Origin of the sequence: Chryseobacterium paridis, from assembly GCF_016595215.1 — a bacterium.
GTDB lineage: Bacteria > Bacteroidota > Bacteroidia > Flavobacteriales > Weeksellaceae > Chryseobacterium > Chryseobacterium paridis.
In genome coordinates, this window is the sequence record NZ_JAENHK010000001.1 from 629,232 (window position 1) to 655,136 (window position 25,905).

The following is a 25,905-nucleotide window of genomic DNA, read 5'->3' on the forward strand; positions in this document are numbered from 1 at the left end:
ATTTAATTTAAACAGATGGTTCTCAGCAGAATTTGGTCCGCTTTTATTATCGTCGCTATTGCTATTGCAAGTATAAAATATATTTCTTCCCGTCATTATAATACCATTTTCAATGATATGGTAGTTGGAAAAGGAGGAGATACTGTACAGATTGCTTCGCAAAAAATGAATACCCTCTCTCCAATCGTTAGAGATAGTTTGATGAAGAAATCTGATTTTTCTGAGAGCAGAATTCATTATAAAACAGATTCATTAAAGCAGAACGTTAAAGTATATCGCGTGCAAGAAGCTGACGGCGTTATTGGAACCGCAGAAACTGCTGTAAAAATATGCATCGGACTAATAGGTATCATGACCTTGTTTATGGGATTTATGAGTATTGCTGAAAAAGCAGGCGGAATTAACCTGTTAAGCAGGCTCATCCAACCTTTCTTTTCAAAATTATTTCCTGACATTCCTAAAAATCACCCTGCCTTTGGCCATATGCTGATGAATTTCAGTGCCAACCTTTTAGGTCTTGACAACGCAGCAACGCCATTTGGACTGAAAGCAATGGAAAGCTTACAAACCCTAAATCCAAATAAAGACATTGCAAGTAACTCTCAGATCATGTTTCTGTGTCTTCACGCCGGGGGAATGACATTGATCCCAGTGTCTATTATTGCGATCAGAGCTTCCATGGGGTCAAAAACCCCGACTGATATTTTTCTTCCGTGTATGATTGCTACTTTTACAGCAACGTTAGCAGCAATGATCATTGTTTCTCTATATCAAAAGATCAACCTGCTGCGTCCAATAGTAATCGCATATGTAGGAGGGATTTCTGCAATTATAGGGCTATTGGTACTGTATCTTGTTCGATTAAGCAAAGATGAGCTGGACACATTCAGTAAGGTTTTAAGCAATGGGCTCATTCTTTTTATTTTCTTAGCAATCGTCCTTGGAGCTGTTTATAAAAAAATCAATGTATTTGATGCCTTTATTGATGGTGCAAAAGAAGGATTTACCACTTGTGTTAAGATCATTCCTTATTTAGTAGGAATGTTGATTGCCATTTCACTTCTTAGAACTTCCGGTGTTTTTGATGTAATCATCGATGGCATGAAATGGATAGCAAATACAGCCAATTTAGATGCAAGATTTGTAGATGGCCTTCCAACTGCTTTAATAAAACCTCTTTCGGGTTCGGGAGCTCGTGGAATGATGGTTGACACCATGTCTACTTTCGGAGCAGATAGTTTCCAGGGTAAATTAGCTGCAGTTCTCCAAGGAAGCTCAGACACGACGTTTTATGTGCTTGCCGTTTACTTCGGGGCCGTAGCTGTGAAAAACACAAGATATGCCGTTATTGCTATGCTTTTAGCCGATTTAGTGGGTGTTATTACATCTATTGCTCTGGCATATTTATTTTTTGCATAATAGTTGATGGTTTCTGGTTGCTAGTTAATAGTTATATTTATTAATGTTTTAATAAAATGAAAGACTATGAGCTACACCAAACTTGATATTTATAATATTTCTTTTGACTTATTTATTGAGGTCCATAAGCTTTCATTCAAATTACCGAAACATGAAACATATGAATTAGGGAGCCAATTAAGAAGATCTTCCGATTCAGTTGTCAGCAATATTGCAGAAGGTTATGGAAGAAAAATCTATAAAGGTGAGCTAATCCGATTTTTAGTTTATTCCCAAGGAAGCTGTGATGAAACAGTGAGCCATTTATCAAAAATTGTAAAACTCTATCCCGAATTAAATTCAGATTTTCTGAAAAAAGCAGAACAATATAAACTTTTAGGAGGAAAAATAAATAACTTTATAAAATACGTCCAAGCTAGTTGGCGTACCTAAACAACCAGTAACTAACAACAAGCAACAAGCAACTAGCAACTAGCAACTAGCAACTAGCAACAAAATTAAAACATATGATAACAGATAAAGAATTCACATTAAGACTCATCCGTCAGTTAACTCAAGCATTAGAAAAACTTATTTTAGACAAGCCTGAGGAAAGTTTAATGCAGAAAGAACTGGATTTTGATTCATTAATGAAAGATATTTTCAAGATAGACTTTGTAGAAATATCATCAAAATCAAAAGAAGAGATTATTGAAATCGTCAACGAAAGACAAGAGAGAGATCATAAAGATTACTATGAAATGCTTGGAAATCTTTTTTACTTTACAGGAAAGCAAACCAGCAATACTGACTTTCTTGACAAAGCAAAAACGTTTTATGAATTCTATCTTCAGACGAGTGGAATTTTTGCCCTTCCCATTATTAACAGAATCAATGAAATAAAAAAAGCACTTGAATAAAGTGCTTTTTATATTTTAGAATGTAATCTTATAAGTTCCCGTTGAGGAAGTGCTTGCCTTTTCAGCTTTTACGTATTTTTTCACCCAGGCTACAGATGTTGAAGAAACACAAGGATCAGATATTCCTCCTACTCTTCTGGCTGAAACCACATTTCCAGCTTTATCTACTGTGTAAGCAACTGTAACAGATCCACTAGCTGTACAACTATGTTGTGGTTGCGCTCCTCCTCTACCCATTGTTCCTGGGATATAGCCAATTAGTTTTCGATCGATTCCTACTTTACTATCACCATTTCCGTCTCCTCCCAAGGGGTCTCCAGCATTTCCAATACCAGTACCAGTTCCCTGACTACCAGCTTTAGTTCCTCTTCCCTTGATCAGATTTCCAATAGCTGCGTTTCCTTTTCCATCTCCGTTTCCAGTTTTGGAATTTGCTGTTGCTCCAGAAGTTTTTTTGTTATTCTTGGAAGCAGAAGAACTTGTTGTCTCTTTCTTATTAGATTTAGATTCTTCTTTTTTAGGAACACTTGTTTTCTTATTATTCCCCGTAATGACCTTTTCTTTTGGTTCTTCTTTTTTAGTTTCAGGTTTGGGTTCAGGTTTTTTTACAACAGTCTTCGTTTCAGGAACTGCCTTTTCAACTGGTTCAGGGGTAATTTCTTCCGTTTTAGCCGCAACGCTTCCTTCTTGCTCTGCAGGCTCTTCTATACCTTTTCCATTACGGTTATCTCCAAAGTTGACCAGCATCGTAGTCACCACTTCCGGTTCTTTATTCTGTTCGGGTTTTAATTTATAAAGAAAAACAAAAAGCAGGATTGCAGACCAAACCAAAATAGAAAGTATTCCACTTTTTATCCGATCTCTGGTTTCCTCGTTTTTGTCTACAGTATAACTTTTCATTTGTTTAATGCTTACCAATTTCTTGGTTTATTTGTCTTTAATAGTTGCCAGAGCAATATTAAATTTGTGCTTCTCCGCAATTTCCATTGCATAAACCACATCCTTGTGTAATGTATTTTCGTCTGCTCTAATCGTAAAAGACTTATTCGTTTGATTTGTTAAACTATTTACTATAGTTTGCTCAAGCTGCTCTCTGGCTACGGGTTTGTCATCCACATAATAAGAACCATCCGGCTTGATACTTACTGTCAGCGGGTTAGGTATATTATTATCTTCTGTACTCGTTTTAGGCAAATTGACATCAATTGCACTTTGATTAGCCGCAGAAGAGGTTATCATAAAAAAGATTAGCATTAGCAAAATAACATCAGTCATTGCTGCTAAACTAAACTCCGGATTTGCTTTATTTCTTCTTTGAATTTTCATCTGTTTATTCTAAGATTTTTAATGGTCAGATGGAATCGCTCAATTAATAATTCTCAATATGAACTTCTTTTGATTACGATTTCATAAGAAAGATTTATAAAGGTTTATTGATAAGATCTAAAAATTCTCCAGACATATTCTGAGCCTTCAAAACAAACTTGTCAATTCTTGTTAAAAGTATATTATAGAAGAAGTTAGCTGGAATTGCAACTGCCAAACCGACTGCTGTTTGCCCTAAAGCAGTATATATACCTTCCGAAAGTGTCTTTGGAGAAAAAGATCCTGTTGCATGAGATAAATTAAAGAAAGCAATAATCATCCCGATAACAGTTCCTAAAAGTCCCAACATCGGAGCAATACTTGGAACAACCGCCAATAGGTTAAGGTTTTTTTCCATATTAGCAACTTCGACCTGAGCCTGAGATTCCATTGCACTCACAATATCTGAAACGGGTCTTCCCAATCTCGAAATTCCTTTTTCTAATATTCTGCCTTCAGGAGAATTTTGTCTTCTGCAATAGTCTACAGCAGATTCAATTTTTCCTTCTTTAATAAAGTCTTCAATATTATTCATAAAATTGGAATCCGTTTTCGAAGACAATCTTTTAATAAAGAAAAAACGTTCAAAAAACAGGTATACCGAAAACACACCAAGCAGTAATACGGTAACCATCACTATCTTAGCGAAAGCTCCTCCATGGAACATGATGTTCCAAAATGAAAATTCTAAATTGTCTGTGGCAACTGCAGGTGTAGCAATTTGTGCAAATAAGATCTGAGTAAGTTCCGTTAACAGCATTAATTTGAATATTTTATAATGATTTTAAACGACAAAAGTAATGGAATATTATTAATTGATCTCTTAAAAAATGCTTAAAAACAACTTAAATTTTCCAATGAGACATAAATAGCAAATTTCTTTCCAAAAAGAATTTTGAAAAGAAATTGAATATAAAATAATAAGAAGACGATTTTTAATCTTCGTCTACCTCAATATTATCTTGTTTAAGTTCGCATTTTAGCCTAAAAGCAATTGGAGTATCTGATCCTGTATAGAAATCATCAATTGTTCCTTTCCAGATCAAATCGAGTTCACCTTCTTCATTTTTCTCAAAGAAAAGCTCATTATCATAGATAAAAGCATCTTCATCATCGAACAGATCTACCTCTGTATAGGTGTCCTCTTCAGAGTCATTGATATTAATCGTTTTCCCTTCCAGATCAGCAGAATCAATTGGAAAATCGAAAACTTCTAGTGAGAGTTGTGGAAAGTTATACTGTAAAGAATCATCGTCTACGTGATCCAAGCCATCATCCGTTATGACTTCAACTTCAAGAAAATGTTGCTGATTACTATAAATAGCCTTGCAATAAGTGCTTCTTATATTGTATTTTAATGTTTCGTCCGGATGGTAAATTTTTAAAATCCCTTTCATTATTTCTTAAAAAAGAGCTGTAATAATATGATTGTTAATTGTTTTAAGCAAAGATAAAAAATAGATTGAATTTGAAAAATATTTTGAAAATTATTTTTTCTAAAATCACATTCCATTCCTTTCGGATCTTTTAATATTACTACTTTTGTTATTATAAAGATTCTGAAATGAAAAATGTTTTATCTAAAGGTATTGTATGCCTGGGATTAGCCATAGGTCTTACAGCCTGCAAAAAATCCGATTCCCCACTTACAAAAGTAACTCCCACGAATTTAGATTCTATTGCTTCAAACTATTATGAACAATATCTTAAATTGTACCCTCTGGATGCAACTTCACAGGGTGATACAAGATACAACGATCAGTTGCCGATTAACATTGATAAAGATTTTATTTCGGGAGAAATTGCCTTTTATAATTCAATTCAAAATCAATTGGATAAGGTTGATTACAAAAGTCTTTCAGATGAAGATAAAGTGGTTTATGATGTTTTAGACTACACTTTAAAAGATAAAATTGAAGCTTATGCCTATCATCCTGAATATATTCCATTTAGCCAGTTTACAGGCCTTCCTTTAAACTTCCCTTTATTTGGCAGTGGAGAAGGAAGCCAACCTTTTAAAACAGAAAAGGATTATACAGATTGGTTACAGCGAATGAATAAGTTTCCTACCTGGATGGATACTGCAATAGAAAACTTCAAAGATGGAATCACTAACAAGGTTGTTTTGCCAAAAAAACTTATTGTAAAGATGATTCCTCAAATGAGAGCTGAAGAAATCATCACACCGGATTTTGAGAAAAATATTTTCTATGGTCCTATTAAGAAATTTCCAAAAGATTTCTCAAAAGCGCAAAAGGAAAAGTTTACAGCCCTTTATAAAGATGCTATTTTGAAAAAAATTATTCCGTCTTATACTAAAATGGGTAATTTCTTAGAAAAAGAATATTTGCCAAAAGGTAGAGATACAGATGGTTACAACAGCCTTCCAAAAGGAAATGAAATCTATCAATACTATGTAAAAAGCTGGACTACAACGAATAAAACTCCTGAAGAAATTAATAAAATAGGGCTTCAGCAAGTATCTATGCTTCGTGCTGAAATGGAAAAAGTAAAACAACAGGTTGGATTTACAGGAACCCTTGAAGAATTTATCAATTATGTAAAAACAGATCCTAAAGCAATGCCGTATAAAACTTCAAAAGAGGTTTTGGCAGGTTTCAATGGAATTTTATCTAAAATTACACCGAAGTTAAAAACGATGTTCAATGTAACACCGAAGACAAAATTTGAAATCAGACAAACGGAAAAATTCAGAGAAGCAAGTGCAAGTGCTGAGTATACTCCCGGAACTCCGGATGGAAAAAGAGCTGGTATTTTCTATGTTCCACTTCCCGATCCGACCAAATTTAATGTAACTTCCGGAATGGAATCTCTTTTCTTGCATGAAGCGATTCCAGGACATCATTATCAGGTTTCTCTTCAGCAGGAAAATACTAAGCTACCCAAATTCATGAGATTTGGTTGGTTTGGAGCTTATGGAGAAGGTTGGGCACATTATTGCGAAACCTTAGGCCCGGAATTCGGTTTATATACAGACCCTTACCAAAAAATGGGCTATCTGAGCGACCAGATGTTAAGAGCCGTAAGACTGGTTGTTGACACGGGATTACATACTGGTAAAATGACCAGAGAGGAAGCTATAAAATATTTCTTAAGCAATATCTCTTACGACGAAGCGGGAGCAACAGCAGAAGTGGAAAGATATATGGCAATGCCAGGGCAGGCTTTAGGGTATAAGATTGGTTCTTTAAGAATCCGCGAATTGAGAGATCAATATCAGAAGCAATTGGGAAGTAAGTTCAGTTTAGCCAATTTCCACGATGAAGTTTTAAGCCAGGGATGTCTCCCATTGGATGTTTTGAATAGGAAAATGGAACTTTGGGCTAAAAAGCAGAAGTAATCTTTTTAAAAAGATATAAAAATCAATACTTTTGATGGAGCAGTTTAATAAATTGCTCCATTTTTTATTCTTATAAATATGAAAAAAATTCTATTAATAACCTTAATTATTTGTCTATCCTTTTTTCATGGCCAAAATAAAAAAATATTTAACAAAATTGACTCGTTAACCTCAACAAAGGATATTCAAGATTTTATTAGAAATGATAAAAATAAAATTAATTACTACTTAAAGGTTGAGGATAAAATAAATTATGATTGGTATTGTAATGTGATTGCAGACAGTTTGAAATTAAAGCAAACCTGGGGAAAAGCGGATTTTGACAACAATGGGCTGACAGATCTTTTGGTAAGTGGGACGACCTCTGAAGGGCCTGAAACTATTTATATTTTAGACAAAGGAAATCATTTCGAATCAAAAAATATAAGCAAAGGAGAGCTATATGAGCAATGTTCATTTTCATCCGTAAAAGATAATAAAATAGAATATCAGAGTATAAAAATACTTAGCAGACAAGGATATTTGAGCAATCTAATTAAAGAAAATCTTGTTTATAAAAATGGTGAATTTATTGAAGAAAATTCATCTCCAAAAAGACATAATATTTTAGAAATAAAATTTGAAACCTCAGGTTCTTATAGAAATTATTACACTTTTAAAATGGAAATAGTATCAAACAAAGATGCATTTTGGACTACTAAAGATGATGGTTATATAGTATCTGGAGTTTATACTTCAAAACTGTCAGAAAAAGATTTTAAAGAAATTATTGACCTCGTAAATTATCTTGATTTTGAAAACTTAAATGACGAATATAATGTTGCATATACCGATTCTCAGACAGGATATTTAACAATCACTTATGATAATTTAAAAGTAAAAAGAATACAAGATTATGGACTTATGGGAACGAGGGGTTTAAAGAAACTTTATGACATCTTTTCTCAAATGAAAGCAAATCAACAATGGACAAAACTATAAAAATGATAACAGAATCTCTAAAATCTCTTTATACAAGGGACCTAAGTAAATTAAAAACAGAAATTGAAGCCTATCAAAACGAAGAATCAATCTGGAAGATAGATGGGAACATCTTGAACTCTTCCGGAAACCTTTGCCTTCATTTGGTAGGAAACCTAAGTCATTTTATTGGTGCAATACTAGGAAACTCCGGATATATCAGAAACAGAGAACTTGAATTCTCCTTAAAAGATATTCCCCGAGCTGAATTAATTATACAAATTGAAAATACAATTAAAATTGTAAATTCTTCTCTTGATAAATTGACTCAGGTTGATCTGGAGAAAGAGTATCCTATTGAACCTTTGGGATATAAGATGAGTACTGAATATTTTCTGATTCATCTCATTGCCCATTTGGATTACCATTTGGGTCAGATCAATTATCACAGAAGATTGATGGACTTATAAGTATTCTTTTAAGACTAAAATTTTAATCTCTGTCAATCGTATAAGACAAAGCAGTAAACATGGCAGCTCTTAAAAGTATGTAGTTTAGTGAACTCTCGTTCTACTCAATTTTTCTATATAACTGGCTTCCAACAATTAAAGTTTTCATTTTCGTGTATTATTCTATTTTGGAATGAGAAAAATTTGGTAAATTGTATTGATTTTTTTAAGTTAAAAATGAATACTAACTCATAAAAAAATAAAAACCATGAAAAAACTATTATCATTAGTCACTATTATGGTCTTTTGTGTAAACTTAAGTATTGCGCAAACTACCCAATCAAAACAATCCACTCCAACCAAAACAAAAAAGGAAGCTAAAGCAAAAAAAGAATCAGCATCAACAACTGGTGTAAAATTAAAGAAAGACGGCACCCCAGATAAACGTTACTCCTCTAATTCACAAGCTCCTACATCCGCAAAAGTAACATCAGCAGCTAATAGCACAGGTGTAAAATTAAAAAAAGATGGTACCCCAGATAAGCGCTATGCATCTAAAACAACTGCTGCAAACGAGGTTGCACCAACTTCAAATACGGGTGGTGTAAAACTCAAAAAGGATGGAACTCCCGACAAACGTTATGGTGGTAACAAAGAAAATGTGAAAAATGTGCCACCAGCGCCAACTAAAACTGTTAGTAATCAGAGTCGCCCAACGACCACAGGTAACTACACTCCTACAAGAGATAGAACTTTGCAAGGGCCAAACGGAGAAGAGGTTCTTACCGGCCCTCGTGGTGGTAAATACTACATCAATAAAAACGGAAATAAAACTTATCTCAAAAAACAATAGTTTATTTCTTTGAAACTTAAAAAAGCTCACCTAGGTGAGCTTTTTAGTTTTATGTTATATACAATTGAGCTAGCTTGATTGTTTTGATAAGCCTTCCAAATAAGAATCCTTTTATTTTTCGAACATCATTTTTGTAATGAAATCTTTTTCTCCTTTCCCTCTGGCCGGAGAATATTCTCTTCCGTAAAAAATAATCTGCAGATGAAGTTTATTCCATACTTCTTCTTTCCAAATATTTTTGGCATCTTTTTCCGTTTCTACAACATTTTTTCCTGAAGTAAGCTTCCATTGGGTCATTAATCGATGAATATGTGTATCGACCGGGAAAGCCGGAAAGCCGAACCCCTGACTCATCACGACTGATGCTGTTTTATGTCCGACCCCAGGTAATGCTTCCAGTTCTTCATAGGTTTGTGGTACTACTCCATTATGTTTTTCCAATAACAATTCAGCCATTCTTTTCAAATTTTTAGCCTTGGTATTGGAAAGCCCGATTTCTTTGATGAGTTCTTTGATCTCTGAAACTTCCAGCTGAGCCATCTTTTCCGGCGTTCCTGCCACTTTAAATAGTTGAGGGGTAACTTCATTCACCTTCTTATCAGTAGTCTGCGCAGAAAGCGCTACAGCAACCATCAATGTGTAAGCATCTGTATGAGCAAGAGGAATAGGGACTTCGGGATATAGTTTCTCTAATTCAAACTGAACAAGTTCAGCCCTTTGTTTTTTTGTCATTTAACCACTAAATTTGAACAAAAATAAACATTATGTTGAAAGTAGGAGATAAATTACCAAATTTTGAAGGAATCAATCAAGATGGAGAAAAAGTAACCTCATCTCAATTAATCGGAAAGAAGCTGGTTATATTCTTTTATCCGCAAGCCAATACTCCAACGTGTACTGTAGAAGCTTGTAACCTAAGTGATAATTATTCGCAATTAGAAAAAGCAGGATTCCAGCTTTTAGGTATAAGTGGAGACTCTGTAAAAAAACAGAAAAACTTCCATAATAAATTTGCTTTCCCCTATGACTTAATTGCCGACGAAAGTAGAGATATTATTGAAAAATTCGGGGTTTGGCAGGAAAAGAAAACCTTTGGTAAAACGTATATGGGAATTGTAAGAACTACATTTATTTTTGATGAAAAGGGTGTTTGTACAAGAGTCATTGAAAAAGTGACATCCAAAACAGCCGCAGAACAAATTTTAGAAGGTTAAGTTCTCAATACAAATAACACAAATTTCCCCCCTACAGCATTAGCTTTACCTAGTTTAGAAATTTGTGTTATTTATTCTGTTTCGTAGTATCTTAACTCTTCATTATCATCAGGAAGCGTTATATATTTTTGAAATTTTAACCCCAGTTTTTCAATCAGCTTCTGAGAAGAAAAATTATCCTTGGAAGTAATTGCGGATATCTTCTTCAAACCAAACTCATCCATTCCTATGGATTTTACTTTTATAGCAGCTTCATAAGCATAACCTTTTCCTTCAAATTCATCCAGTAAAGAGAATCCAATATCTACAACATCAAGTCCTTCCCGTTCAAAGATACCGACAGCACCCACTTTTTTATTCTCACCTTTAGTAACAACCAGATAATTCCCATACCCTAATCTTTCCAATTGAGGAAGAAATCTATTCTTTATATAATTTTCGGCATCTAAAATAGTTTTAAGATGACGATCTCCAATAAACTGAATGAATTTCGGCCTGTTATAAAGATCAAATATAAATTCTCTATCATCCAGAGATATTGGACGAAGGATTAATCTTTCTGTTTCGTAGAAATTATTTTCTTCTGGTTGATTTTTTAGGCTCATCTTTTGGTTGTTCTTTTTTTCCGATTTTTAAAAGCCTTGGATTATTGGCACATTTCTTATTATAAAGCTCAATATATGTTCCATTATCTTTTACATTAGTAACAGCTCCAGTAGTTTTGTTTACCGTTATTGTATAATGTGTTTTCTGATAAGGACATTCTTTTGACGTTAGCTTTCCTAAATCTAAATAATAATTTGACTGGTCTTCATAATAATTCCCTGCTACATCTGTAAATTCCTCATCTATCATATATCCATCTGCTGTGGCAGCAATAGCAGCCTCCTGTACATTGTCAATTTTTCCCAAAAATCTCTTCAATGCATCAAGATCAGTTACATAATTGGTTTTTCCTCCTGATGAATAAACAATATAATAAAAGCTATCTTCATCTGGAAACATATCAAATCCTGAGACTTGCGGTGTATAATCTTTTTTAGTTCCTGAAACTTTGATTTCCTGATCTTTTCCATAGGTATTATAATTTAATACCCAGAAATCTATCTTATCATTTGGTTCAATTCCCTGAAGAATATTCGGAATACTTGAAAATTTTTTCTTCACCTGAGAATAGCCTAATACTCCAGAAAGAATAAAGACGAATATGATACATTTTGAAATTAGTTTGTCCATAATTCGAAAGTTAACAAATGAGGATCAATTATTACATGAATTTTTCTCCTTTTTTGAAGTTTTTGAGATCGAGAACATAGTCTTTTATAAGCTGATCATTATCCCGTGGGCAAATAAGCAAAGCTTTATCTGTATCTACGATGATGTAATTCTCCAAACCATCTATAATAACAGCTTTGTTATTACTTTTCATCCGCACAATATTACCCTTTGAATTATATGATAAAAGATATTTTAGATTCATTGTATTCTCACGCTCATCCTTTTCAGCATTTTCATAAACAGAAGTCCAGGTCCCTAAATCACTCCAACCTAAATCGGAAGGTATTACATATACGTTTTTAGCTTTTTCTAAAATTCCATTATCAATTGAAATTTTCTGAACTTTCGGATAAATAAGCTCAATACAATCATTCTCCCCATCGGCATTGTATTCACATGCCATAAAATGTTGTGTCATTTCAGGAAGGTAAGTTTCAAATGCTTTATGAATGCTTTTGACGTTCCAGATAAAAATCCCTGCATTCCACAGAAAATCTCCACTTTCCAAAAAGCTTTGGGCTATTTCTAAAATAGGTTTTTCTGTAAATGTTTTAACTTTAAAATATTCAGCATTTTTCTTGTCTACAAACTGGATATATCCATACCCTGTATCAGGTCTGGTTGGTGTAATTCCAAGTGTAACGAGGTAATCATTTTTTGAAGCAAGATCAAAAGCAAGTTCTACTTTCTCAAGAAAGATATCTTCCTTTAATATTAAATGGTCAGCAGGCAAAACAACTATCGTAGCGTCTGCATCAATCTCTGCAATTTTATTTGCCATGTAAAGATTACAGGCAGCTGTATTCTTCATCAGAGGCTCGCCAACGATATTATTTTCTGGAATTTCAGGCAACTGTTGATGAGAAAGATTTACATATTCTTTGTTTGTAATGACGAATATATTCTCATTAGGAATAATCTTACTGATCCTGTCATAGGTTTGCTGAATCATTGTACGTCCAACACCTAAAATATCCTGAAATTGTTTTGGAAATTTTTGTGTACTCATGGGCCAGAATCGACTACCAATTCCACCCGCCATAATAACACAATACTTATCTGATTTTGACATGCTTAACTACATTTTTCTACCCGTGCCAAAGGCTTGAATGAATACTTCCTCCCAGTAGCCAGGTTCTTACAAAGATAGTTTTTTTTAATCAGACCTTCTAAAAAATACTTTTCGTTTCGGTACATAAAAAAATCTCCCTTTTTCAGCTCTTCTATGAATTGAAGCTTATCGTCTTGTTTTTCAATATGGAAATACTTTACCAGTTCAGGACTTGCCATAAAATTGGCTTTTGGAGATCGTGAAAATTTCACAATAATGGGCTTTAAGTCTTCATCATATACCTCAACACTTTCCAGAAGCATTCTTCTGAATGTATCTTTCCACTCATTTCCATGCGGGGAAATACGTCTTCCATATTTTTCAAAGGCAATAAGATGTGCCAGCTCATGAGTCAGAACAAAGAAAAAGAGCTGTGGAGCCAACGTAGAGTTGATCGTTATTTCATGGGAATTATCTGGGAGTTTTCTGTAATCTCCCAGTTTAGAATTCCTATTTCGTCTAATTTTTATATGGATATAATAATCTGAAAACCATATTTTTAAATACTGAAGTGTGTTCTGTGGTAAATATTTTTCTAGTGACTGAATAGACATTTTACAAACTTAGTGGAATTCCTGCATAGAAATTCAACAATTTAAGACTAAAAAGATAATTAAACTTAGCCTGAGCTACAGAACCTTGTGCATTAGCATAATTATTTCTCGCCACATTCAGGTCAAAAATAGTAGTTCTTCCTGCAGCATAGCTCTTTTCGGCAAAATCCAATGAAAGCTTTGTGCTTTTGGCAGCTTCTACAGCTGATAAATAAGCCTCATAATTGGCTTCCACATCAAACTGGGCTTTTTGCACATTCTGTCTTACAGCTTGTTTTTGTTGCTCCAATGTATTTTTAGCAGAACTTTCATTGATCTTCGATTGTTCAACCTGCAATTTTGTTACTCCCTTATTGAAAATGGGAACACTCACAGACAATCCGGCTTGTTGACCAAAGTTATCTTTATACTGTTGGAAAAGATTACGCTCTTTAATATATACCAATGAATTTCCTACATTATCAGTATTAAGCAGGTTATTATAGAAACTTCCTATTCCCGCACTCGCTGTTACTGTTGGCCAAAATGCTGTTTTTGAAACTTCCGTTTGTGCTTCTGCCGATCTGATTCTACTTTCTGCTGCTTTTATTTGTGGCTGATTATCGTAAGCAGTATTTAAAACCTCATCTACCGATTTCAGTTGTGGAGTAAGTTCATCAGGAACGTTTACATCTTCAACATCAAAATCTTTATATTCCTGCAATTGCAATAACTGGGCTAAGGCAAATAAACTTCTGCCCGTATTAATCTCTGCTGTTTTAAGGTTTTGTTTTTCTCTGGCTAATGCTGATTGAGCTTCAGCAAGAACCGTTTCAGCAGTTGTCCCAACTTTAGTCGTTATTTTAGCCCTGTCATACTGCTTTTGCGCATTTTCAACAGCACTTTCTGAGATCTTTACAATCTCTTTATTCAGAAGGGTCGTTAAATATTGTTGTGCAATCTGCAGAGAGATGTCATTTTTTATGGTTTCGATGTCATATTGACTTGCCTCTACATCAAATTGTGATTTTCTAATGTTCTTCTCCAGTCTACCATTGTTGTACACCAAAATGTCTGCTGATAGACTTGCATTATTACTAAATCTATCATTCCTGATACTTCCGGTACCTAATGAAGCCTGTCCAAAACTGACTGTGTTTCCTACACTTGCTGATACAGAAGGTAAATATCCTTTTTTAGCAATTCTAAGGTTAGAGTCCTGAACTTGTTTAGAATATTCATTTTGGATAACCTGAAGGTTATGCTTTACTGCATAATCCACACATTCTCTTAAGGACCATTTTTTCTGAGCATTGATACCCAGACAAGTTAATCCAAAAACGAAGATCCAAACTTTTTTCATATGTATATGTTTATTTGTTTTTTTAATGGCCATATGGAATCGTATCATTTAATCAGTATTTGCACATGCAAACCACGGCGATTTCATATTAAGAATTTACCATATTAGACGTACCAAATATAAAAAAGTTACACATTTAAAAATTATTGTTTCATTTTAATAAAACTTTTGAGAATTTTGCATCATGACAACCAAAGAATATCAGGAAGCCGTTGACTGGCTTTTCGTACAAGCACCCAACTACCAGATCGATGGTGAGAAGGCCTACAAGCCCGGTTTGGACAATATAACAAAGCTTTGTTCCTTTTTTGATAATCCTCAGGAAAAATTAAAATGCATCCATATCGGAGGCACAAATGGAAAGGGCTCAACAAGCAATATGCTCGCTTCTATTCTCCAGGAGGCAGGATATAAAGTCGGAATCTATAATTCACCCCATCTTATCGAATTTACAGAACGAATAAAAGTAAATGGTCAGAATTGTAATAAAGAATTTGTATTTGATTTTATTCAAAAGCTCAAAACGCTTCCCAAAGATATCCTTCCTTCTTTTTTTGAGTTTACAACAATAATGGCTTTTGAATATTTTTATCAGCAACAAGTTGATTTTGCCATTATAGAAGTAGGATTAGGAGGAAGATTAGATTCTACAAATATCATACGGCCATTGGTTTCTGCAATTACCAATGTACAGCTAGATCATCAGAATATTTTAGGCAATACCGTTGAAGAAATTGCAGTAGAAAAAGCGGGTATTGTTAAAAATCGCATCTCCATTATTTCCGGGGATGAAAATGAGGTTGTCAAGAATATCATTCGCGATAAAGCGATTCAAAATAATGCTCCTTTTGTTGATGCCACTCTTCTACAATCAGATTTAAAATCAGACCTCAAAGGAAACTATCAGCAAAAAAACATCAAGGTCGTTTTAGCTTTAACTGATGAATTAGCCAAGCTAGATATTAAAATTTCTCCTGAGAATATCAAGAATGGATTACTAAACGTACACCAGAATACTGGATTTATAGGCCGTTGGTTTGAATTTTCAAAAAACCCTTTAACAATTTGTGACACTGCCCATAATCAGGCTGGCTTGGAACAGGTTTTTTCACAACTTAATTCTATAGATCGTCATAAACATGTTATTTTAGGTTTTGTAAACGATAAGAAAATTGATGAAGTAATGAATTTACTTCCGGAGAATTCTGAATTTTATTTTGCAAAACCTGCCATTCACAGGGGAAGACATCCACAGGATTATGAAGATTTACTCATTAATGCAAAAATAATTTATAAAATTTTCGATTCTGTACAGGAAGCGTATTTATCTGCAAAACAAGAATGTACAAATGAAGAAATGATTTTTATTGGTGGAAGTAACTTTGTAGTCGGAGAATTTTTAGAAAAAAATTTGGAGATTTCCAGATAAGTCGTATATTTGCACCACTCTAAACGAGAAAACAAGTATAGAGGGTTCTTAGCTCAGTTGGTTCAGAGCATCTGGTTTACACCCAGAGGGTCGGGGGTTCGAATCCCTCAGGACCCACAAAAGGTCACTGAAGCCTTTCAAAAGAATTCAGGGCTCTTAGCTCAGTTGGTTCAGAGCATCTGGTTTACACCCAGAGGGTCGGGGGTTCGAATCCCTCAGGGCCCACAGAAAATCTCTCAGGAAACTGGGAGATTTTTCTTTTTTATCCCTCTATAAGTAGTTCCTCTTTACACAATCTTACTTTTTGTAGGATGGATTCTTTTATTCCTATATTATAAATCAAAATCTAAAATGTTAAGTTTGGGCGCACTCAATGCTTTACTTTACTACAATATCTGATTGAAAATAAAATAAAGATTCTAGTAATAAAACACTTCAATCAAAACAAGTGGAAAACCCCAAACTGTGAATTAAAAAATATTTTTATATTAGCTGGACACAAAAACATGAATATACAATGAAAAAGAAATTTATTTTCAAACTACTGCTATTAGTAGTTCTCAGCATTTCGCAATACTCCTGTATTCATGATGAAGTCAGCTCGTCATCTGACCATACATCGAAAGAATATACCAATAAAAGCCTTTGGAAGGAAGACGAAAAATATATCAATAATGTAAAAAAGGTGTTTGATGAATATGCCGATAAAGATTATTTTGCAACAAACTTCGGAAATGTTTATTGGGATTATGCCTTAACGATGGGAACTTTTGACGAAAGTTTTCTTGAAGTACCTGTAATAAAAAACAATAAAGTACAATTTGTTCTGATTGTTTATCGAGAAGGAGATAGGGTTTATTTTAAAAGAAAAGAAGATGAAAAGTCTAATGAATTTTTTAATGTTCTCGTTTTCAAAGACAGGAATCAGCTTACAGGAAAAATTGTAGATAATGATAATTTGGGAAATACGTCAAAAGGTATTATACTGTAGAAACGACATGGAGATGGACTAATGATGATGGTAGTGCAGGACCCACATATAGGTTTTTTGAAGAAAGATGTGGACAATCGGGACCTTATTTACCTTGTCAAAGTGTAGGAATGAATGATAATTGTGGAGGTCCTACAGGAGGAAGTAATGGTAATGGCGGCGGCAGTAGTGGTGGTGGAACAGGTTATCCCTATCCTGTTCAGTTAAGCCCATGTGATAAAATATTAAGTGTGTTGTCTAAGCCAAATGTCCAATCAAAAATTAAAGAACTTAAAGACCAAGCTCCTAAAGGAGGAGAAATGGGTGTAAAATTTAAAGCAGATGGAACACCTTCAGAAACAATTCCTGGTGGTGACCATAGTGTTAATTTAGGAGATAAAACAGGATATGCAGGAGGATATCATAACCATACACCAAAGGGTATACCAATGCTTTCTCCTGCAGATATAGATCAATTATTAGGTTTTGCAAGAGCCCAACCTACTTCTAATCCCACAAATGTAAACAATGCTTATTTAGGTATGGTAGCTCCTAATGGCATGCATTATGTTATTTGGTTTAATGGAGACTATGCAGATGCTACTAAAACTTTTTCACAAGCTCAATTAGACAAATTTTCAGATAAATATCGAGATTTTGCAAGTGATTTAATAGAACCTATTTTATATGGAAATAAATACATTGATAGCAGTGGTAAAATAAACAATTTAGGAGTAGAAACTTTATTTTTTGAAACATTAAAAAATATGGACTTAGAGGGAAAAGTCAATCTACAAAGAATAGAAAAAGAAGGCACAATAAATAACATCACTTTAAATGCTAGTAATCAGCCGGTTTCTGCAACTTGTTCATAAATTAATAAAAATTACAATGAAATGATAAATTTAAAAAACATTATACTATTTAGCTTTATTGCAAGTATTATCTGCTGTAAAGCACAATCACAGGTATTACCTTTGATTACAGCAACATCAAATATTCCCAACAATGCTCATGTAAAAGATTTAAACAATGAATTAACACCGTATATTGGCAATTATAAAGCCAATTTTAATGGAACCGAAGTCACCTTATTCATTACAAAAGAAAATGATAAACTTATAGATTATGGTGAGCAAAAATTCTATAGGGATGCACTAGTAGTAAAATATATTGTAAAAAATTCTGCGGGAGCCATTTTACAAAACACACAAAACAATAACCTTCCTAAAATTTATATATACAGTAGAAAGATTAGATCAACAGATAGTGCAGTATTATTTACATATAGTGGGACAAATTGTAGAGTTGGTTGGGGTGATATTATTTTAAAGAAAATAAGTACAACACAACTTTCATGGGAGTATCGTCCAGATGATATTATACTTGATAGCAGTAAATGTCCAAGCGGTACAGATATAAATATCTACTTACCTGAAACAAAGGATTTGATATTTACCAAACAGTAATTAAGTTATCAATAGATCTCACAATGGGGGAAAAATTGCTTATTATGTTTGTACTCAATTTTTGTTTTTATTGTACAGGACAAGAAATAAAAATTCCAGATAATTTTAGTGAGCACTCTATTCCAGAAGTAGAGTCTGAAAAGTGGTCTATTCTCAATCATTCCAAAGATTGTTATGCTGTAAAAAAAGAGAATAATAGATTGATCGTTGAAAAGACCAGTTATTATAAAGAAAATTCTGTATTAGAAATCGAGGAAGGAAAATTGATTGGAGAAAATAAAGGAGAATGGGGAGGTGCACTATATTTTCAACCTAAAAAAGATAAAGAAAAGATTGTAGAAATAAAATTCGGAAACATTGTTGATATTTTCCAATTTCAAAATAAAATCTATTTCACTGAAGGCTCAGGTATTTGGGGAAGTTTATATGAATTAAAAAAAGATTTCACATATAAAAGAATAGAATCCTTTGGAGATGCTTTAGAAGCATCAACTGTATTCAATGACATTATCTATATTGCTTCTCATCATGGTTTTTATAAAGTAGTGAATGAAGAAGCAATTACTATTTTTAGAAATCAATTTTGGAGTAATTTATATCCAAATTCTGTCGCTGTATTCGATGAAGAAAATATTTTTATTGGAATGCGGAGTGGAATTGTTAAATTAAATCTTGTAAAAAATACAGTCAATTTTTATAGAGAAAAAGGATTATAAATAACTTGTATTACACCCATTAGATTGTATTAAAAAAAATAGTGAACATAAACTGAATGACATTATACTTGGTAGCAATAAAAGCCCAAGTGGGACAGATTATATTTTAAAACACCTCTATTCCATTTTTTGCAACAGCAATCCCAGCTTATAATAATCGAGATATCGTAGATTTACCTTTCCTTTTAAGAGAGTCTTTTTTATATTTTCTTTTTGGAATTTAAAAAATAATCTAATCAATAATTTCAGTGGATTATTATGTATCAGATTATAGATTTTGACGAGCTTTATCTCAGATAATTTTGGATTCAGACTTATATTTTTAAGCATTTGAGCCAAGCTTTCAATTGATTCCTCTACTTTCCCCAAATATACCTTATTTGTTTCTAAATCGTTATTGAAAATAGGATTTTGGATATGATCAATTGTTATATCCTTAGCCTTTAGATCCATTGCAAAAAGCAAATCTTCATATCCGTATTTTTGAAAATCAGGATTAAATTGAACTTTTTCAAAGACTTCTTTTTTAATCAGAAAATTATTCGTCTGAAAGCTCAAATATGGTTTTTCCAATCGATTTTCTACTGGTAAATTTTCTCGTTCCACAGCAAATTTCCATCGCAAAAAATGTTCCTGATCTGGAGGAGTATGGGAAACTTTTCGTCCCGCATAAATAACTTTTGTATCTGGATTTTCATTGATGAATAAGATATAGTTCTCAATAAATTGCCTTTCCGTTATTTTCCCATCACAATCAAGAAAAAGTAAATAATCTCCGTTAGAATAATCAAGAAATAGATTTCTGATCCGTGATCTCCCTATATTTTTATCGAGATAAATGAATTGATTGACTTGCTCCTGGAGTTCTTTATTTATTTGCTTATATTGGATTTCAGATCCATCATCAATGAGTATAATTTCTGCATCATGGCCACATTCCCTTATTTCTTTGTTCAGGTCAGAGATGAGTTCCCTAACATCAAAATTATACACAGGAATACAGATGGAAACCTTCATTTACTCAGATTTTTTCTATAATCTTCTGAATATTCAGTTCCTCAAGGCAAGCCCAATCTCCTCTAAAACATTCTTTATCACCAAATACAGAACAAGGCCTGCAGGTTAAGTCTTTTATCTGAACAACGTCATTTTCGCTTTGTCCAAAACCTAAGAACCCCGCGTATGGATGCGTAGAACCCCATATAGAAACACATCTTGTCCCAACAAGACTGGCAAGGTGCATATTGGCAGAATCCATAGAGATCATCAGCTCCAGCTCTGCAATTTTATCAAGCTCCTGCTTAAGATTTAATTTTCCGGATAAGCTTTGGGTATTAGGAATCTCGTTTTCCCATTTTTCAAGGGTTTCTGTCTCATTTTTTCCACCACCGAAAAAGTATACTTTTTCTTTTTTAGCCAGAACTTTGACAAGTTCATATGACTTCTCTAAAGGCAACATCTTTCCTTTATGCTGTGCAAAAGGCGCAAATCCTATTCCGGACTTTTCATTAGCGATCGGCCTTAGTTTATTGGATAAAGTCACCTCAAATCCCATTTCTCTGAATACGTCGGCATATCGTTCAACGGTACGTCTTAATTGCACTTTATTCAGATTCCAAATGTCAGTCAGGGTTTCTTTTTCTTCTTTACCTTTATTAATTTTGAATACTTTATATCCTTTTCTTCTGTAGATCTTATCCAAAACCTTCGTTCTGATAACATCGTGCAAATTGGCTATATAGTCGGGATGAAATTCTTTTATGAGTTGATTGGCTAATCTGTTCAGACCAAAAAATCCCTTATAGTCGTCAAGGTTGATCCCTTTAAATATGACATTGGGAATATCTATGAATAAGCTTTCAAAATTTTTTCTTGAAACCATCACAATCTCCACATCCGGGTTTTGTTCTAAAAATTCACGAAAAACAGGTGCTGTCATCGCAACATCACCAAAAGCAGAAAAACGATATGCTAAAATTCTTGTCACAACTACGGCTTCAGTTGATAGGCAACCGCATAAAATTTAATTTGTTTTGTCATTGCCATTAAACCATTAGCTCTGGAAGGAGATAGAAACTCCTGTAATCCAATCTCAGAAATAAACTCAAAATCGGAGTCTAAAATCTCCTGAGTGGAGTGCCCGCTATAAATACTTACCAAAAGAGAAACAATTCCTTTGGGTAAGATACCATCAGAATCCGCATCAAAAAACAACTTCCCTTCTTTGAACTCAGCATCAATCCAAACTTTACTCTGACAACCTTTAATTAGGTTATCATCCGTCTTCTTATCATCAGAAAGTCCTTTTAATTCTTTACCCAGGTCAATAATATATTCATACTTCTGTTCCCAGTCATCAAGAAATGCAAATTCGTCTATTATTTCCTGCTGTTTTTCTTTAATGGTCATTTTTTAACAATTCTTTGTGCAAAGATACCAATTTTACAGCGATAATTTATTGAGATGCTTTTTGAAAAACCTGTAATAATTTCACTTCTTCATTTTCCCAGCAAAGCACATTTGAAGCTTTTTCTAATTCGTTCTGATAGCCCCTTCTTCCCTTTTCTAAAACTTTATTAATAGCTGCAGCAATACTTTCCGGCTGATGATCTTTAATGATCTCTCCGACATCAAATTGATTTTTGATATTCTGCATTTCAGGGAGGCCGGCCATAATAAGAGGAACTTTAGCCTGGATGCAATCTAATACCTTGTTCGGAAGAGAATACAGATAACTTTCACCTCCATTCTCCTCAATACTCATCCCAATATCAGCAGTAATCGTAACTTTCCTTAATTTTTCAGGCAGTAACTTCCCTAAAAATTGAACTTTATCTTGAAGGTTTTCCTTGATAACCAAATCTTCATATTCCTTTTTCATTGGCCCATCACCAGCAATCTTAAAAATAACATGATCAAGATGATGCATTGCTAAAATCGCTTTGTCAATTCCACGAAATGGATTTATTGCGCCTTGATACAACATTATTTTAGGCTCGTTGTCAGGAATATCTATTGTAAAATCAATTTTTCTGGGTGCATTTTGTACAACCACAGCATCAACATGATATTTTTTTTTGAACCATTGAGCGTAACTTCCGCTTGCCGTTATCATGAATTTTAGCTTTGGAAGCATTCTTTGTTCAAGGTTGCGCCACATTTTTTGTGACATTTTGCCTTGAATCGCCGGCATTTCGGAAAAAATTTCATGACTATCAAAAACCAACGGGATGTTTAATTTTTTAGCGATAAGATAATTGGGAAGTAAAGCATCAATATCGTTTGCATGAAGAATAGTATGCTGATCTGCTTTCTTTTTTAATTCCTGATATAACTTCCAGTTGAATTCAAAATAAGCAGTTTTTAAACTTTTAGAAATCAAAGGTATCCTTGAAAAAGGATAGGGTCGCTTCATTTCTTCTGCCCCAGCCCAGTCATTTCCGATAAGCTCAACTTCATATCCATTTTCATGCAGAGTTCTGCAGACCTTTTCTATTCGCTGATCTGTATAAAGGTTACTAAAAGCAGAAGTAATTATTTTTTTTTTCATTAATTTTTCTTTCCAGCCGTCAGATGGTAAATCTGTATAAAACAGATCAATCCGTTTGGTATGATAACCGGCCAAAGCATTCCGCTAAAGATACCATAAATGACAAAGCAAGCACAACCGATCATGTTAACGATTCTAATTTTTCTTACATCTTTTAAAATAAAACTCAACACAATAAAAAGTGAAGCAGAATATCCAACATATGTAGCAATTTCGGGACTCATAAGAAAAATTTAAGGGAAACAAACTTAGTCATTTTCAATAAGATAATAAAACTTTTTTCTGCCATAAAGTCATTAATTGATTTTTGGTAGAATATTTGTAATTTAGATAAATGAATAAAAGATAATTCGATCTTTATTCTAATTGAGATATATTATGGATTATAAGTTTTCACAAGGTTTGAGCCAAGTGTTCAAACAAAGCAAAAATGAAGCTAAAAGGCTGAAAAGTGAATTTCTTAATACAGAACATCTACTTTTAGGTATTATAAAAACAGAAAACTCTGCAAAAGAAATCCTTCAAAACCTTAATGCCGATTTAACACAAATCAGAAGAAAAATTGAAACTTTAAATACAGCAAGTCTTAATCCAATTTCTGAGGAGGTAACAAATATTTCTTTCACCAAAATGGCGGATCACGCTGTTAAACGTGCAGAGTTAGAATGCAGACAATATAAAAGTAATGAAATCAATACCGTTCATTTACTTTTAGGCATTCTTTATAAATATGAAGACCCAACCTCTAATATATTAGGAGCTTATGACATTGACTACGAAGGAGTTTCAAGAGAGTATCAAACAATGCTTAAAAATTCCGGTCAATCACCTCAGATGAGTGCATACGATGATGATGATGAAAGAGAGGAATTTGAGCAAATGAGAAAGCCTGCAGGTAACTTAGGTGCCGCGAAGAGCAAAACCCCTACATTGGATAACTTTGGTAGAGACCTTACTTCTTTGGCAAGAGATGGGAAACTGGATCCTGTAATCGGTCGTGAGAAAGAAATTGAGCGTGTGTCTCAAATCCTTTCTCGTAGAAAGAAAAACAATCCACTTCTTATCGGAGAGCCTGGAGTTGGTAAGTCTGCTATTGCAGAAGGATTAGCTTTGAGAATTCAGCAGAAGAAGGTTTCAAGAGTTCTTTTTGGAAAAAGAGTCATTACATTGGATCTTGCAAGTTTAGTTGCGGGAACAAAGTACCGTGGACAGTTTGAAGAAAGAATGAAGGCTATTATGACGGAACTTGAAAAGAACCGTGATGTGATCTTGTTTATCGATGAGCTACATACCATCGTTGGTGCAGGAAGTTCTACAGGAAGCCTGGATGCATCCAATATGTTCAAACCCGCTTTAGCAAGAGGAGAAATCCAATGCATTGGAGCAACAACGCTGGATGAGTACCGTCAGTATATTGAAAAAGACGGCGCTTTAGAAAGACGTTTCCAAAAAGTAATGGTAGAGCCAACTTCTATTGATGAAACCATTCAGATTTTAAATCAGATCAAAGATAAGTATGAAGAACATCACAATGTAATTTATACTCCAGAAGCTATATTAGCTTGCGTTAATTTGACATCAAGATATATTACAGATCGTTTCTTACCAGACAAGGCGATTGATGCAATGGACGAGGCGGGTTCCCGTGTTTATATTAAAAACATGAAAGTACCTACTGAAATCATTGATTTCGAAAAGAAAATTGAAGATATCAAAGAAATGAAGCAGAAAGCTGTAAAGGCTCAGGATTACCTTGAAGCCAGAAAGCTTAAAGATGAAGAGGAACGTCTTCAAATGGAACTTAATGCAGCACAGGATCAGTGGGATAAGGATGTAAAAGAGAAAAAAGAAACTGTTACAGAAGAAAATGTAGCGGAGGTGGTTTCTATGATGAGTGGTGTTCCGGTAACTAAAGTTGGTAAAAATGAGCTTGATAAATTAGCTCAGATGGACAACAATCTTAATGGTAAAGTAATCGGTCAGGAAGACGCTGTAAGAAAAGTGGTAAAAGCTATTCAGAGAAACAGAGCAGGTCTTAAAGATCCAAACCGTCCTATCGGAACATTTATCTTCCTTGGAACAACAGGTGTTGGTAAAACTGAACTTGCTAAAGTAATGGCAAGAGAGCTTTTCGATTCAGATGAAGCATTGATCAGAATTGATATGAGTGAATACATGGAAAAATTCGCAGTATCAAGATTGGTGGGTGCGCCTCCGGGATATGTAGGATATGAAGAAGGGGGTCAATTAACTGAAGCGGTAAGAAGAAAACCTTATGCTGTGGTTCTTTTAGATGAGATTGAAAAAGCACACCCTGATGTATTCAACATTCTTTTACAAATCTTGGATGAGGGACATGTTACAGATAGCTTAGGTAGAAAAATTGATTTCAGAAACACGATCATTATCCTTACTTCCAATATTGGTACCAGAGATCTTAAAGACTTTGGGGATGGTGTTGGATTCGGAACTTCTGCTAAGAAAACCAATTCAGATACAAGAGCAAGAAGTACTATCGAAAATGCTCTTAAGAAAGCATTTGCTCCTGAATTCCTAAACAGAATTGATGACATTGTGATCTTCAACTCTCTAGAGCAGACTGATATCAAGAAAATCATTGATCTTGAATTGAACAAGCTTTACAACAGACTTGAGAAATTAGGATATAAAGTGGATTTAACTGATGCAGCAAAAGACTTTATTTCTGAAAAAGGATGGGATAAAGACTTCGGTGCACGACCATTGAAAAGAGCAATCCAGAAATACATTGAGGATTTATTAGCAGAAATGCTAGTAAACAAACAATTAAACGAAGGAGAAACCATCGTACTGGATGTAAATGAAGCTAAAGACGGATTAACCGGTAAGGCCCATAAGACAAAAAAGACGACTGAAAAGTCTTCTCAATAAATAAATAATTTTGTTAAAACAAAAAGCACCGGTATTACATTCCGGTGCTTTTTTAT

Annotated in this window: 29 protein-coding genes and 2 tRNA genes; 16 read left to right on the top strand and 15 right to left on the bottom strand. The window is 33.9% G+C overall.

The annotated features are described in order from the left end of the window. The first annotated feature begins 15 nt into the window (after window positions 1-15). The 3 genes from JHL15_RS02870 (at window position 16) to JHL15_RS02880 (ending at window position 2,318) form a co-directional block, all read left to right on the top strand. Window positions 16-1,419: a nucleoside recognition domain-containing protein gene (locus tag JHL15_RS02870; RefSeq protein WP_200242585.1), complete on the top strand. Its 1,404-nt coding sequence runs from the start codon at window positions 16-18 to the stop codon at window positions 1,417-1,419. Between the two features lie 66 nt (window positions 1,420-1,485). Next, a complete protein-coding gene (locus JHL15_RS02875; protein WP_200242586.1) occupies window positions 1,486-1,851 on the top strand; it encodes a four helix bundle protein in 366 nt (121 codons plus the stop codon). A 74-nt stretch (window positions 1,852-1,925) separates the two neighbouring features. Then, complete coding sequence (locus JHL15_RS02880) at window positions 1,926-2,318, top strand: hypothetical protein (RefSeq protein ID WP_200242587.1); 393 nt, start codon at window positions 1,926-1,928, stop codon at window positions 2,316-2,318. 15 nt (window positions 2,319-2,333) lie between these two features. On the opposite strand, the gene JHL15_RS02885 is transcribed toward JHL15_RS02880, so the two are convergent. From JHL15_RS02885 to JHL15_RS02900, 4 genes are all read right to left on the bottom strand, one after another. After that, window positions 2,334-3,218 carry a ferric siderophore ABC transporter substrate-binding protein gene (locus JHL15_RS02885; RefSeq protein WP_200242589.1) on the bottom strand — a complete coding sequence of 295 codons (885 nt, stop codon included), beginning with the start codon at window positions 3,216-3,218 and terminating at the stop codon, window positions 2,334-2,336. A gap of 27 nt (window positions 3,219-3,245) precedes the next feature. Continuing rightward, window positions 3,246-3,644: an ExbD/TolR family protein gene (locus JHL15_RS02890; protein ID WP_200242591.1), complete on the bottom strand. Its 399-nt coding sequence runs from the start codon at window positions 3,642-3,644 to the stop codon at window positions 3,246-3,248. Window positions 3,645-3,738: 94 nt separating this feature from the next. After that, window positions 3,739-4,443, bottom strand: a complete 705-nt coding sequence (locus JHL15_RS02895) for a MotA/TolQ/ExbB proton channel family protein (protein WP_089028416.1) — start codon at window positions 4,441-4,443, stop codon at window positions 3,739-3,741. Window positions 4,444-4,618: 175 nt separating this feature from the next. After that, on the bottom strand, window positions 4,619-5,080 hold the full coding sequence (locus JHL15_RS02900) for a hypothetical protein (RefSeq protein ID WP_200242593.1): 462 nt from the start codon (window positions 5,078-5,080) through the stop codon (window positions 4,619-4,621). Between the two features lie 167 nt (window positions 5,081-5,247). On the opposite strand from JHL15_RS02900, the gene JHL15_RS02905 reads away from it, so the two are divergent. The 4 genes from JHL15_RS02905 to JHL15_RS02920 all read left to right on the top strand — a co-directional run bounded on the left by JHL15_RS02905 (window position 5,248) and on the right by JHL15_RS02920 (window position 9,306). After that, window positions 5,248-7,044, top strand: coding sequence for a DUF885 domain-containing protein (locus tag JHL15_RS02905; protein WP_200242595.1), 1,797 nt, complete (start codon window positions 5,248-5,250; stop codon window positions 7,042-7,044). Window positions 7,045-7,122: 78 nt separating this feature from the next. Beyond that, window positions 7,123-8,025 (top strand): DUF6438 domain-containing protein, encoded by a 903-nt coding sequence (locus tag JHL15_RS02910; RefSeq protein WP_200242597.1) that lies wholly within the window; start codon window positions 7,123-7,125, stop codon window positions 8,023-8,025. Window positions 8,026-8,027: 2 nt separating this feature from the next. Beyond that, window positions 8,028-8,474: a DinB family protein gene (locus tag JHL15_RS02915; RefSeq protein WP_200242599.1), complete on the top strand. Its 447-nt coding sequence runs from the start codon at window positions 8,028-8,030 to the stop codon at window positions 8,472-8,474. A 247-nt stretch (window positions 8,475-8,721) separates the two neighbouring features. Further along, complete coding sequence (locus tag JHL15_RS02920; protein ID WP_200242600.1) at window positions 8,722-9,306, top strand: hypothetical protein; 585 nt, start codon at window positions 8,722-8,724, stop codon at window positions 9,304-9,306. A 111-nt stretch (window positions 9,307-9,417) separates the two neighbouring features. On the opposite strand, the gene JHL15_RS02925 is transcribed toward JHL15_RS02920, so the two are convergent. Next, window positions 9,418-10,038 (bottom strand): endonuclease III domain-containing protein, encoded by a 621-nt coding sequence (locus JHL15_RS02925; protein ID WP_200242601.1) that lies wholly within the window; start codon window positions 10,036-10,038, stop codon window positions 9,418-9,420. Between the two features lie 32 nt (window positions 10,039-10,070). Here JHL15_RS02925 and bcp point away from each other — a divergent pair, with 32 nt between their 5' ends. Further along, window positions 10,071-10,520: a thioredoxin-dependent thiol peroxidase gene (gene bcp, locus JHL15_RS02930; RefSeq protein ID WP_200242602.1), complete on the top strand. Its 450-nt coding sequence runs from the start codon at window positions 10,071-10,073 to the stop codon at window positions 10,518-10,520. A gap of 71 nt (window positions 10,521-10,591) precedes the next feature. Here bcp and JHL15_RS02935 read toward each other — a convergent pair whose 3' ends face one another. The 5 genes from JHL15_RS02935 to JHL15_RS02955 are packed head-to-tail and all read right to left on the bottom strand — an operon-like array spanning window position 10,592 to window position 14,805. Then, window positions 10,592-11,125, bottom strand: coding sequence for a GNAT family N-acetyltransferase (locus tag JHL15_RS02935; protein WP_200242603.1), 534 nt, complete (start codon window positions 11,123-11,125; stop codon window positions 10,592-10,594). Then, window positions 11,094-11,756 (bottom strand): hypothetical protein, encoded by a 663-nt coding sequence (locus JHL15_RS02940; protein ID WP_200242604.1) that lies wholly within the window; start codon window positions 11,754-11,756, stop codon window positions 11,094-11,096. Before JHL15_RS02940 ends, JHL15_RS02935 begins: the two co-directional genes overlap by 32 nt. Window positions 11,757-11,787: 31 nt before the next feature. After that, a complete protein-coding gene (locus JHL15_RS02945; RefSeq protein WP_234047669.1) occupies window positions 11,788-12,870 on the bottom strand; it encodes a mannose-1-phosphate guanylyltransferase in 1,083 nt (360 codons plus the stop codon). Window positions 12,871-12,872: 2 nt separating this feature from the next. Then, complete coding sequence (locus JHL15_RS02950; RefSeq protein WP_200242609.1) at window positions 12,873-13,463, bottom strand: SprT-like domain-containing protein; 591 nt, start codon at window positions 13,461-13,463, stop codon at window positions 12,873-12,875. Between the two features lies 1 nt (window position 13,464). Further along, window positions 13,465-14,805, bottom strand: coding sequence for a TolC family protein (locus tag JHL15_RS02955; protein WP_200242610.1), 1,341 nt, complete (start codon window positions 14,803-14,805; stop codon window positions 13,465-13,467). 184 nt (window positions 14,806-14,989) lie between these two features. On the opposite strand from JHL15_RS02955, the gene JHL15_RS02960 reads away from it, so the two are divergent. The 7 genes from JHL15_RS02960 (at window position 14,990) to JHL15_RS02990 (ending at window position 19,389) form a co-directional block, all read left to right on the top strand. Then, complete coding sequence (locus tag JHL15_RS02960) at window positions 14,990-16,234, top strand: bifunctional folylpolyglutamate synthase/dihydrofolate synthase (protein WP_200242611.1); 1,245 nt, start codon at window positions 14,990-14,992, stop codon at window positions 16,232-16,234. Between the two features lie 42 nt (window positions 16,235-16,276). Further along, window positions 16,277-16,351: transfer RNA gene (locus JHL15_RS02965), tRNA-Val, on the top strand. 33 nt (window positions 16,352-16,384) lie between these two features. After that, a tRNA-Val gene (locus JHL15_RS02970) sits at window positions 16,385-16,459 on the top strand. A 292-nt stretch (window positions 16,460-16,751) separates the two neighbouring features. After that, window positions 16,752-17,225, top strand: a complete 474-nt coding sequence (locus JHL15_RS02975) for a hypothetical protein (RefSeq protein ID WP_200242613.1) — start codon at window positions 16,752-16,754, stop codon at window positions 17,223-17,225. Window positions 17,226-17,335: 110 nt separating this feature from the next. Beyond that, window positions 17,336-18,079 (top strand): hypothetical protein, encoded by a 744-nt coding sequence (locus JHL15_RS02980; protein WP_200242614.1) that lies wholly within the window; start codon window positions 17,336-17,338, stop codon window positions 18,077-18,079. A gap of 21 nt (window positions 18,080-18,100) precedes the next feature. Then, window positions 18,101-18,673 (top strand): DUF6705 family protein, encoded by a 573-nt coding sequence (locus JHL15_RS02985; protein ID WP_200242616.1) that lies wholly within the window; start codon window positions 18,101-18,103, stop codon window positions 18,671-18,673. A 44-nt stretch (window positions 18,674-18,717) separates the two neighbouring features. After that, on the top strand, window positions 18,718-19,389 hold the full coding sequence (locus JHL15_RS02990) for a hypothetical protein (protein ID WP_200242619.1): 672 nt from the start codon (window positions 18,718-18,720) through the stop codon (window positions 19,387-19,389). Between the two features lie 117 nt (window positions 19,390-19,506). Here the strand turns inward: JHL15_RS02990 and JHL15_RS02995 are convergent, their stop codons facing one another. The 5 genes from JHL15_RS02995 to JHL15_RS03015 are packed head-to-tail and all read right to left on the bottom strand — an operon-like array spanning window position 19,507 to window position 23,163. Then, a complete protein-coding gene (locus JHL15_RS02995) occupies window positions 19,507-20,406 on the bottom strand; it encodes a glycosyltransferase family 2 protein (protein WP_200242622.1) in 900 nt (299 codons plus the stop codon). A gap of 4 nt (window positions 20,407-20,410) precedes the next feature. Further along, on the bottom strand, window positions 20,411-21,376 hold the full coding sequence (locus tag JHL15_RS03000; protein WP_317193015.1) for a glycosyltransferase family 9 protein: 966 nt from the start codon (window positions 21,374-21,376) through the stop codon (window positions 20,411-20,413). Window positions 21,377-21,378: 2 nt separating this feature from the next. Further along, entirely contained in the window at window positions 21,379-21,798 is a 420-nt protein-coding gene (locus JHL15_RS03005; RefSeq protein ID WP_200242625.1) for a SufE family protein, read from the bottom strand. 46 nt (window positions 21,799-21,844) lie between these two features. Beyond that, on the bottom strand, window positions 21,845-22,939 hold the full coding sequence (locus tag JHL15_RS03010; RefSeq protein WP_200242627.1) for a glycosyltransferase: 1,095 nt from the start codon (window positions 22,937-22,939) through the stop codon (window positions 21,845-21,847). Beyond that, window positions 22,939-23,163 carry a uroporphyrinogen decarboxylase gene (locus JHL15_RS03015; RefSeq protein WP_200242630.1) on the bottom strand — a complete coding sequence of 75 codons (225 nt, stop codon included), beginning with the start codon at window positions 23,161-23,163 and terminating at the stop codon, window positions 22,939-22,941. The genes JHL15_RS03010 and JHL15_RS03015 overlap by 1 nt, the downstream gene beginning before the upstream one ends. 154 nt (window positions 23,164-23,317) lie before the next feature. On the opposite strand from JHL15_RS03015, the gene JHL15_RS03020 reads away from it, so the two are divergent. Then, complete coding sequence (locus tag JHL15_RS03020) at window positions 23,318-25,849, top strand: ATP-dependent Clp protease ATP-binding subunit (protein ID WP_200242633.1); 2,532 nt, start codon at window positions 23,318-23,320, stop codon at window positions 25,847-25,849. The last annotated feature ends 56 nt before the right edge of the window (window positions 25,850-25,905 follow it).

Coding starts and splice junctions, on each gene's coding strand:
- JHL15_RS02870 (WP_200242585.1), top strand. CDS start 16: ATGGTTCTCAGCAGAATTTGGTCCGCTTTTATTATCGTCGCTATTGCT.
- JHL15_RS02875 (WP_200242586.1), top strand. CDS start 1,486: ATGAGCTACACCAAACTTGATATTTATAATATTTCTTTTGACTTATTT.
- JHL15_RS02880 (WP_200242587.1), top strand. CDS start 1,926: ATGATAACAGATAAAGAATTCACATTAAGACTCATCCGTCAGTTAACT.
- JHL15_RS02885 (WP_200242589.1), bottom strand. CDS start 3,218: ATGAAAAGTTATACTGTAGACAAAAACGAGGAAACCAGAGATCGGATA.
- JHL15_RS02890 (WP_200242591.1), bottom strand. CDS start 3,644: ATGAAAATTCAAAGAAGAAATAAAGCAAATCCGGAGTTTAGTTTAGCA.
- JHL15_RS02895 (WP_089028416.1), bottom strand. CDS start 4,443: ATGCTGTTAACGGAACTTACTCAGATCTTATTTGCACAAATTGCTACA.
- JHL15_RS02900 (WP_200242593.1), bottom strand. CDS start 5,080: ATGAAAGGGATTTTAAAAATTTACCATCCGGACGAAACATTAAAATAC.
- JHL15_RS02905 (WP_200242595.1), top strand. CDS start 5,248: ATGAAAAATGTTTTATCTAAAGGTATTGTATGCCTGGGATTAGCCATA.
- JHL15_RS02910 (WP_200242597.1), top strand. CDS start 7,123: ATGAAAAAAATTCTATTAATAACCTTAATTATTTGTCTATCCTTTTTT.
- JHL15_RS02915 (WP_200242599.1), top strand. CDS start 8,028: ATGATAACAGAATCTCTAAAATCTCTTTATACAAGGGACCTAAGTAAA.
- JHL15_RS02920 (WP_200242600.1), top strand. CDS start 8,722: ATGAAAAAACTATTATCATTAGTCACTATTATGGTCTTTTGTGTAAAC.
- JHL15_RS02925 (WP_200242601.1), bottom strand. CDS start 10,038: ATGACAAAAAAACAAAGGGCTGAACTTGTTCAGTTTGAATTAGAGAAA.
- bcp (WP_200242602.1), top strand. CDS start 10,071: ATGTTGAAAGTAGGAGATAAATTACCAAATTTTGAAGGAATCAATCAA.
- JHL15_RS02935 (WP_200242603.1), bottom strand. CDS start 11,125: ATGAGCCTAAAAAATCAACCAGAAGAAAATAATTTCTACGAAACAGAA.
- JHL15_RS02940 (WP_200242604.1), bottom strand. CDS start 11,756: ATGGACAAACTAATTTCAAAATGTATCATATTCGTCTTTATTCTTTCT.
- JHL15_RS02945 (WP_234047669.1), bottom strand. CDS start 12,870: ATGTCAAAATCAGATAAGTATTGTGTTATTATGGCGGGTGGAATTGGT.
- JHL15_RS02950 (WP_200242609.1), bottom strand. CDS start 13,463: ATGTCTATTCAGTCACTAGAAAAATATTTACCACAGAACACACTTCAG.
- JHL15_RS02955 (WP_200242610.1), bottom strand. CDS start 14,805: ATGAAAAAAGTTTGGATCTTCGTTTTTGGATTAACTTGTCTGGGTATC.
- JHL15_RS02960 (WP_200242611.1), top strand. CDS start 14,990: ATGACAACCAAAGAATATCAGGAAGCCGTTGACTGGCTTTTCGTACAA.
- JHL15_RS02975 (WP_200242613.1), top strand. CDS start 16,752: ATGAAAAAGAAATTTATTTTCAAACTACTGCTATTAGTAGTTCTCAGC.
- JHL15_RS02980 (WP_200242614.1), top strand. CDS start 17,336: ATGAATGATAATTGTGGAGGTCCTACAGGAGGAAGTAATGGTAATGGC.
- JHL15_RS02985 (WP_200242616.1), top strand. CDS start 18,101: ATGATAAATTTAAAAAACATTATACTATTTAGCTTTATTGCAAGTATT.
- JHL15_RS02990 (WP_200242619.1), top strand. CDS start 18,718: ATGTTTGTACTCAATTTTTGTTTTTATTGTACAGGACAAGAAATAAAA.
- JHL15_RS02995 (WP_200242622.1), bottom strand. CDS start 20,406: ATGAAGGTTTCCATCTGTATTCCTGTGTATAATTTTGATGTTAGGGAA.
- JHL15_RS03005 (WP_200242625.1), bottom strand. CDS start 21,798: ATGACCATTAAAGAAAAACAGCAGGAAATAATAGACGAATTTGCATTT.
- JHL15_RS03010 (WP_200242627.1), bottom strand. CDS start 22,939: ATGAAAAAAAAAATAATTACTTCTGCTTTTAGTAACCTTTATACAGAT.
- JHL15_RS03015 (WP_200242630.1), bottom strand. CDS start 23,163: ATGAGTCCCGAAATTGCTACATATGTTGGATATTCTGCTTCACTTTTT.
- JHL15_RS03020 (WP_200242633.1), top strand. CDS start 23,318: ATGGATTATAAGTTTTCACAAGGTTTGAGCCAAGTGTTCAAACAAAGC.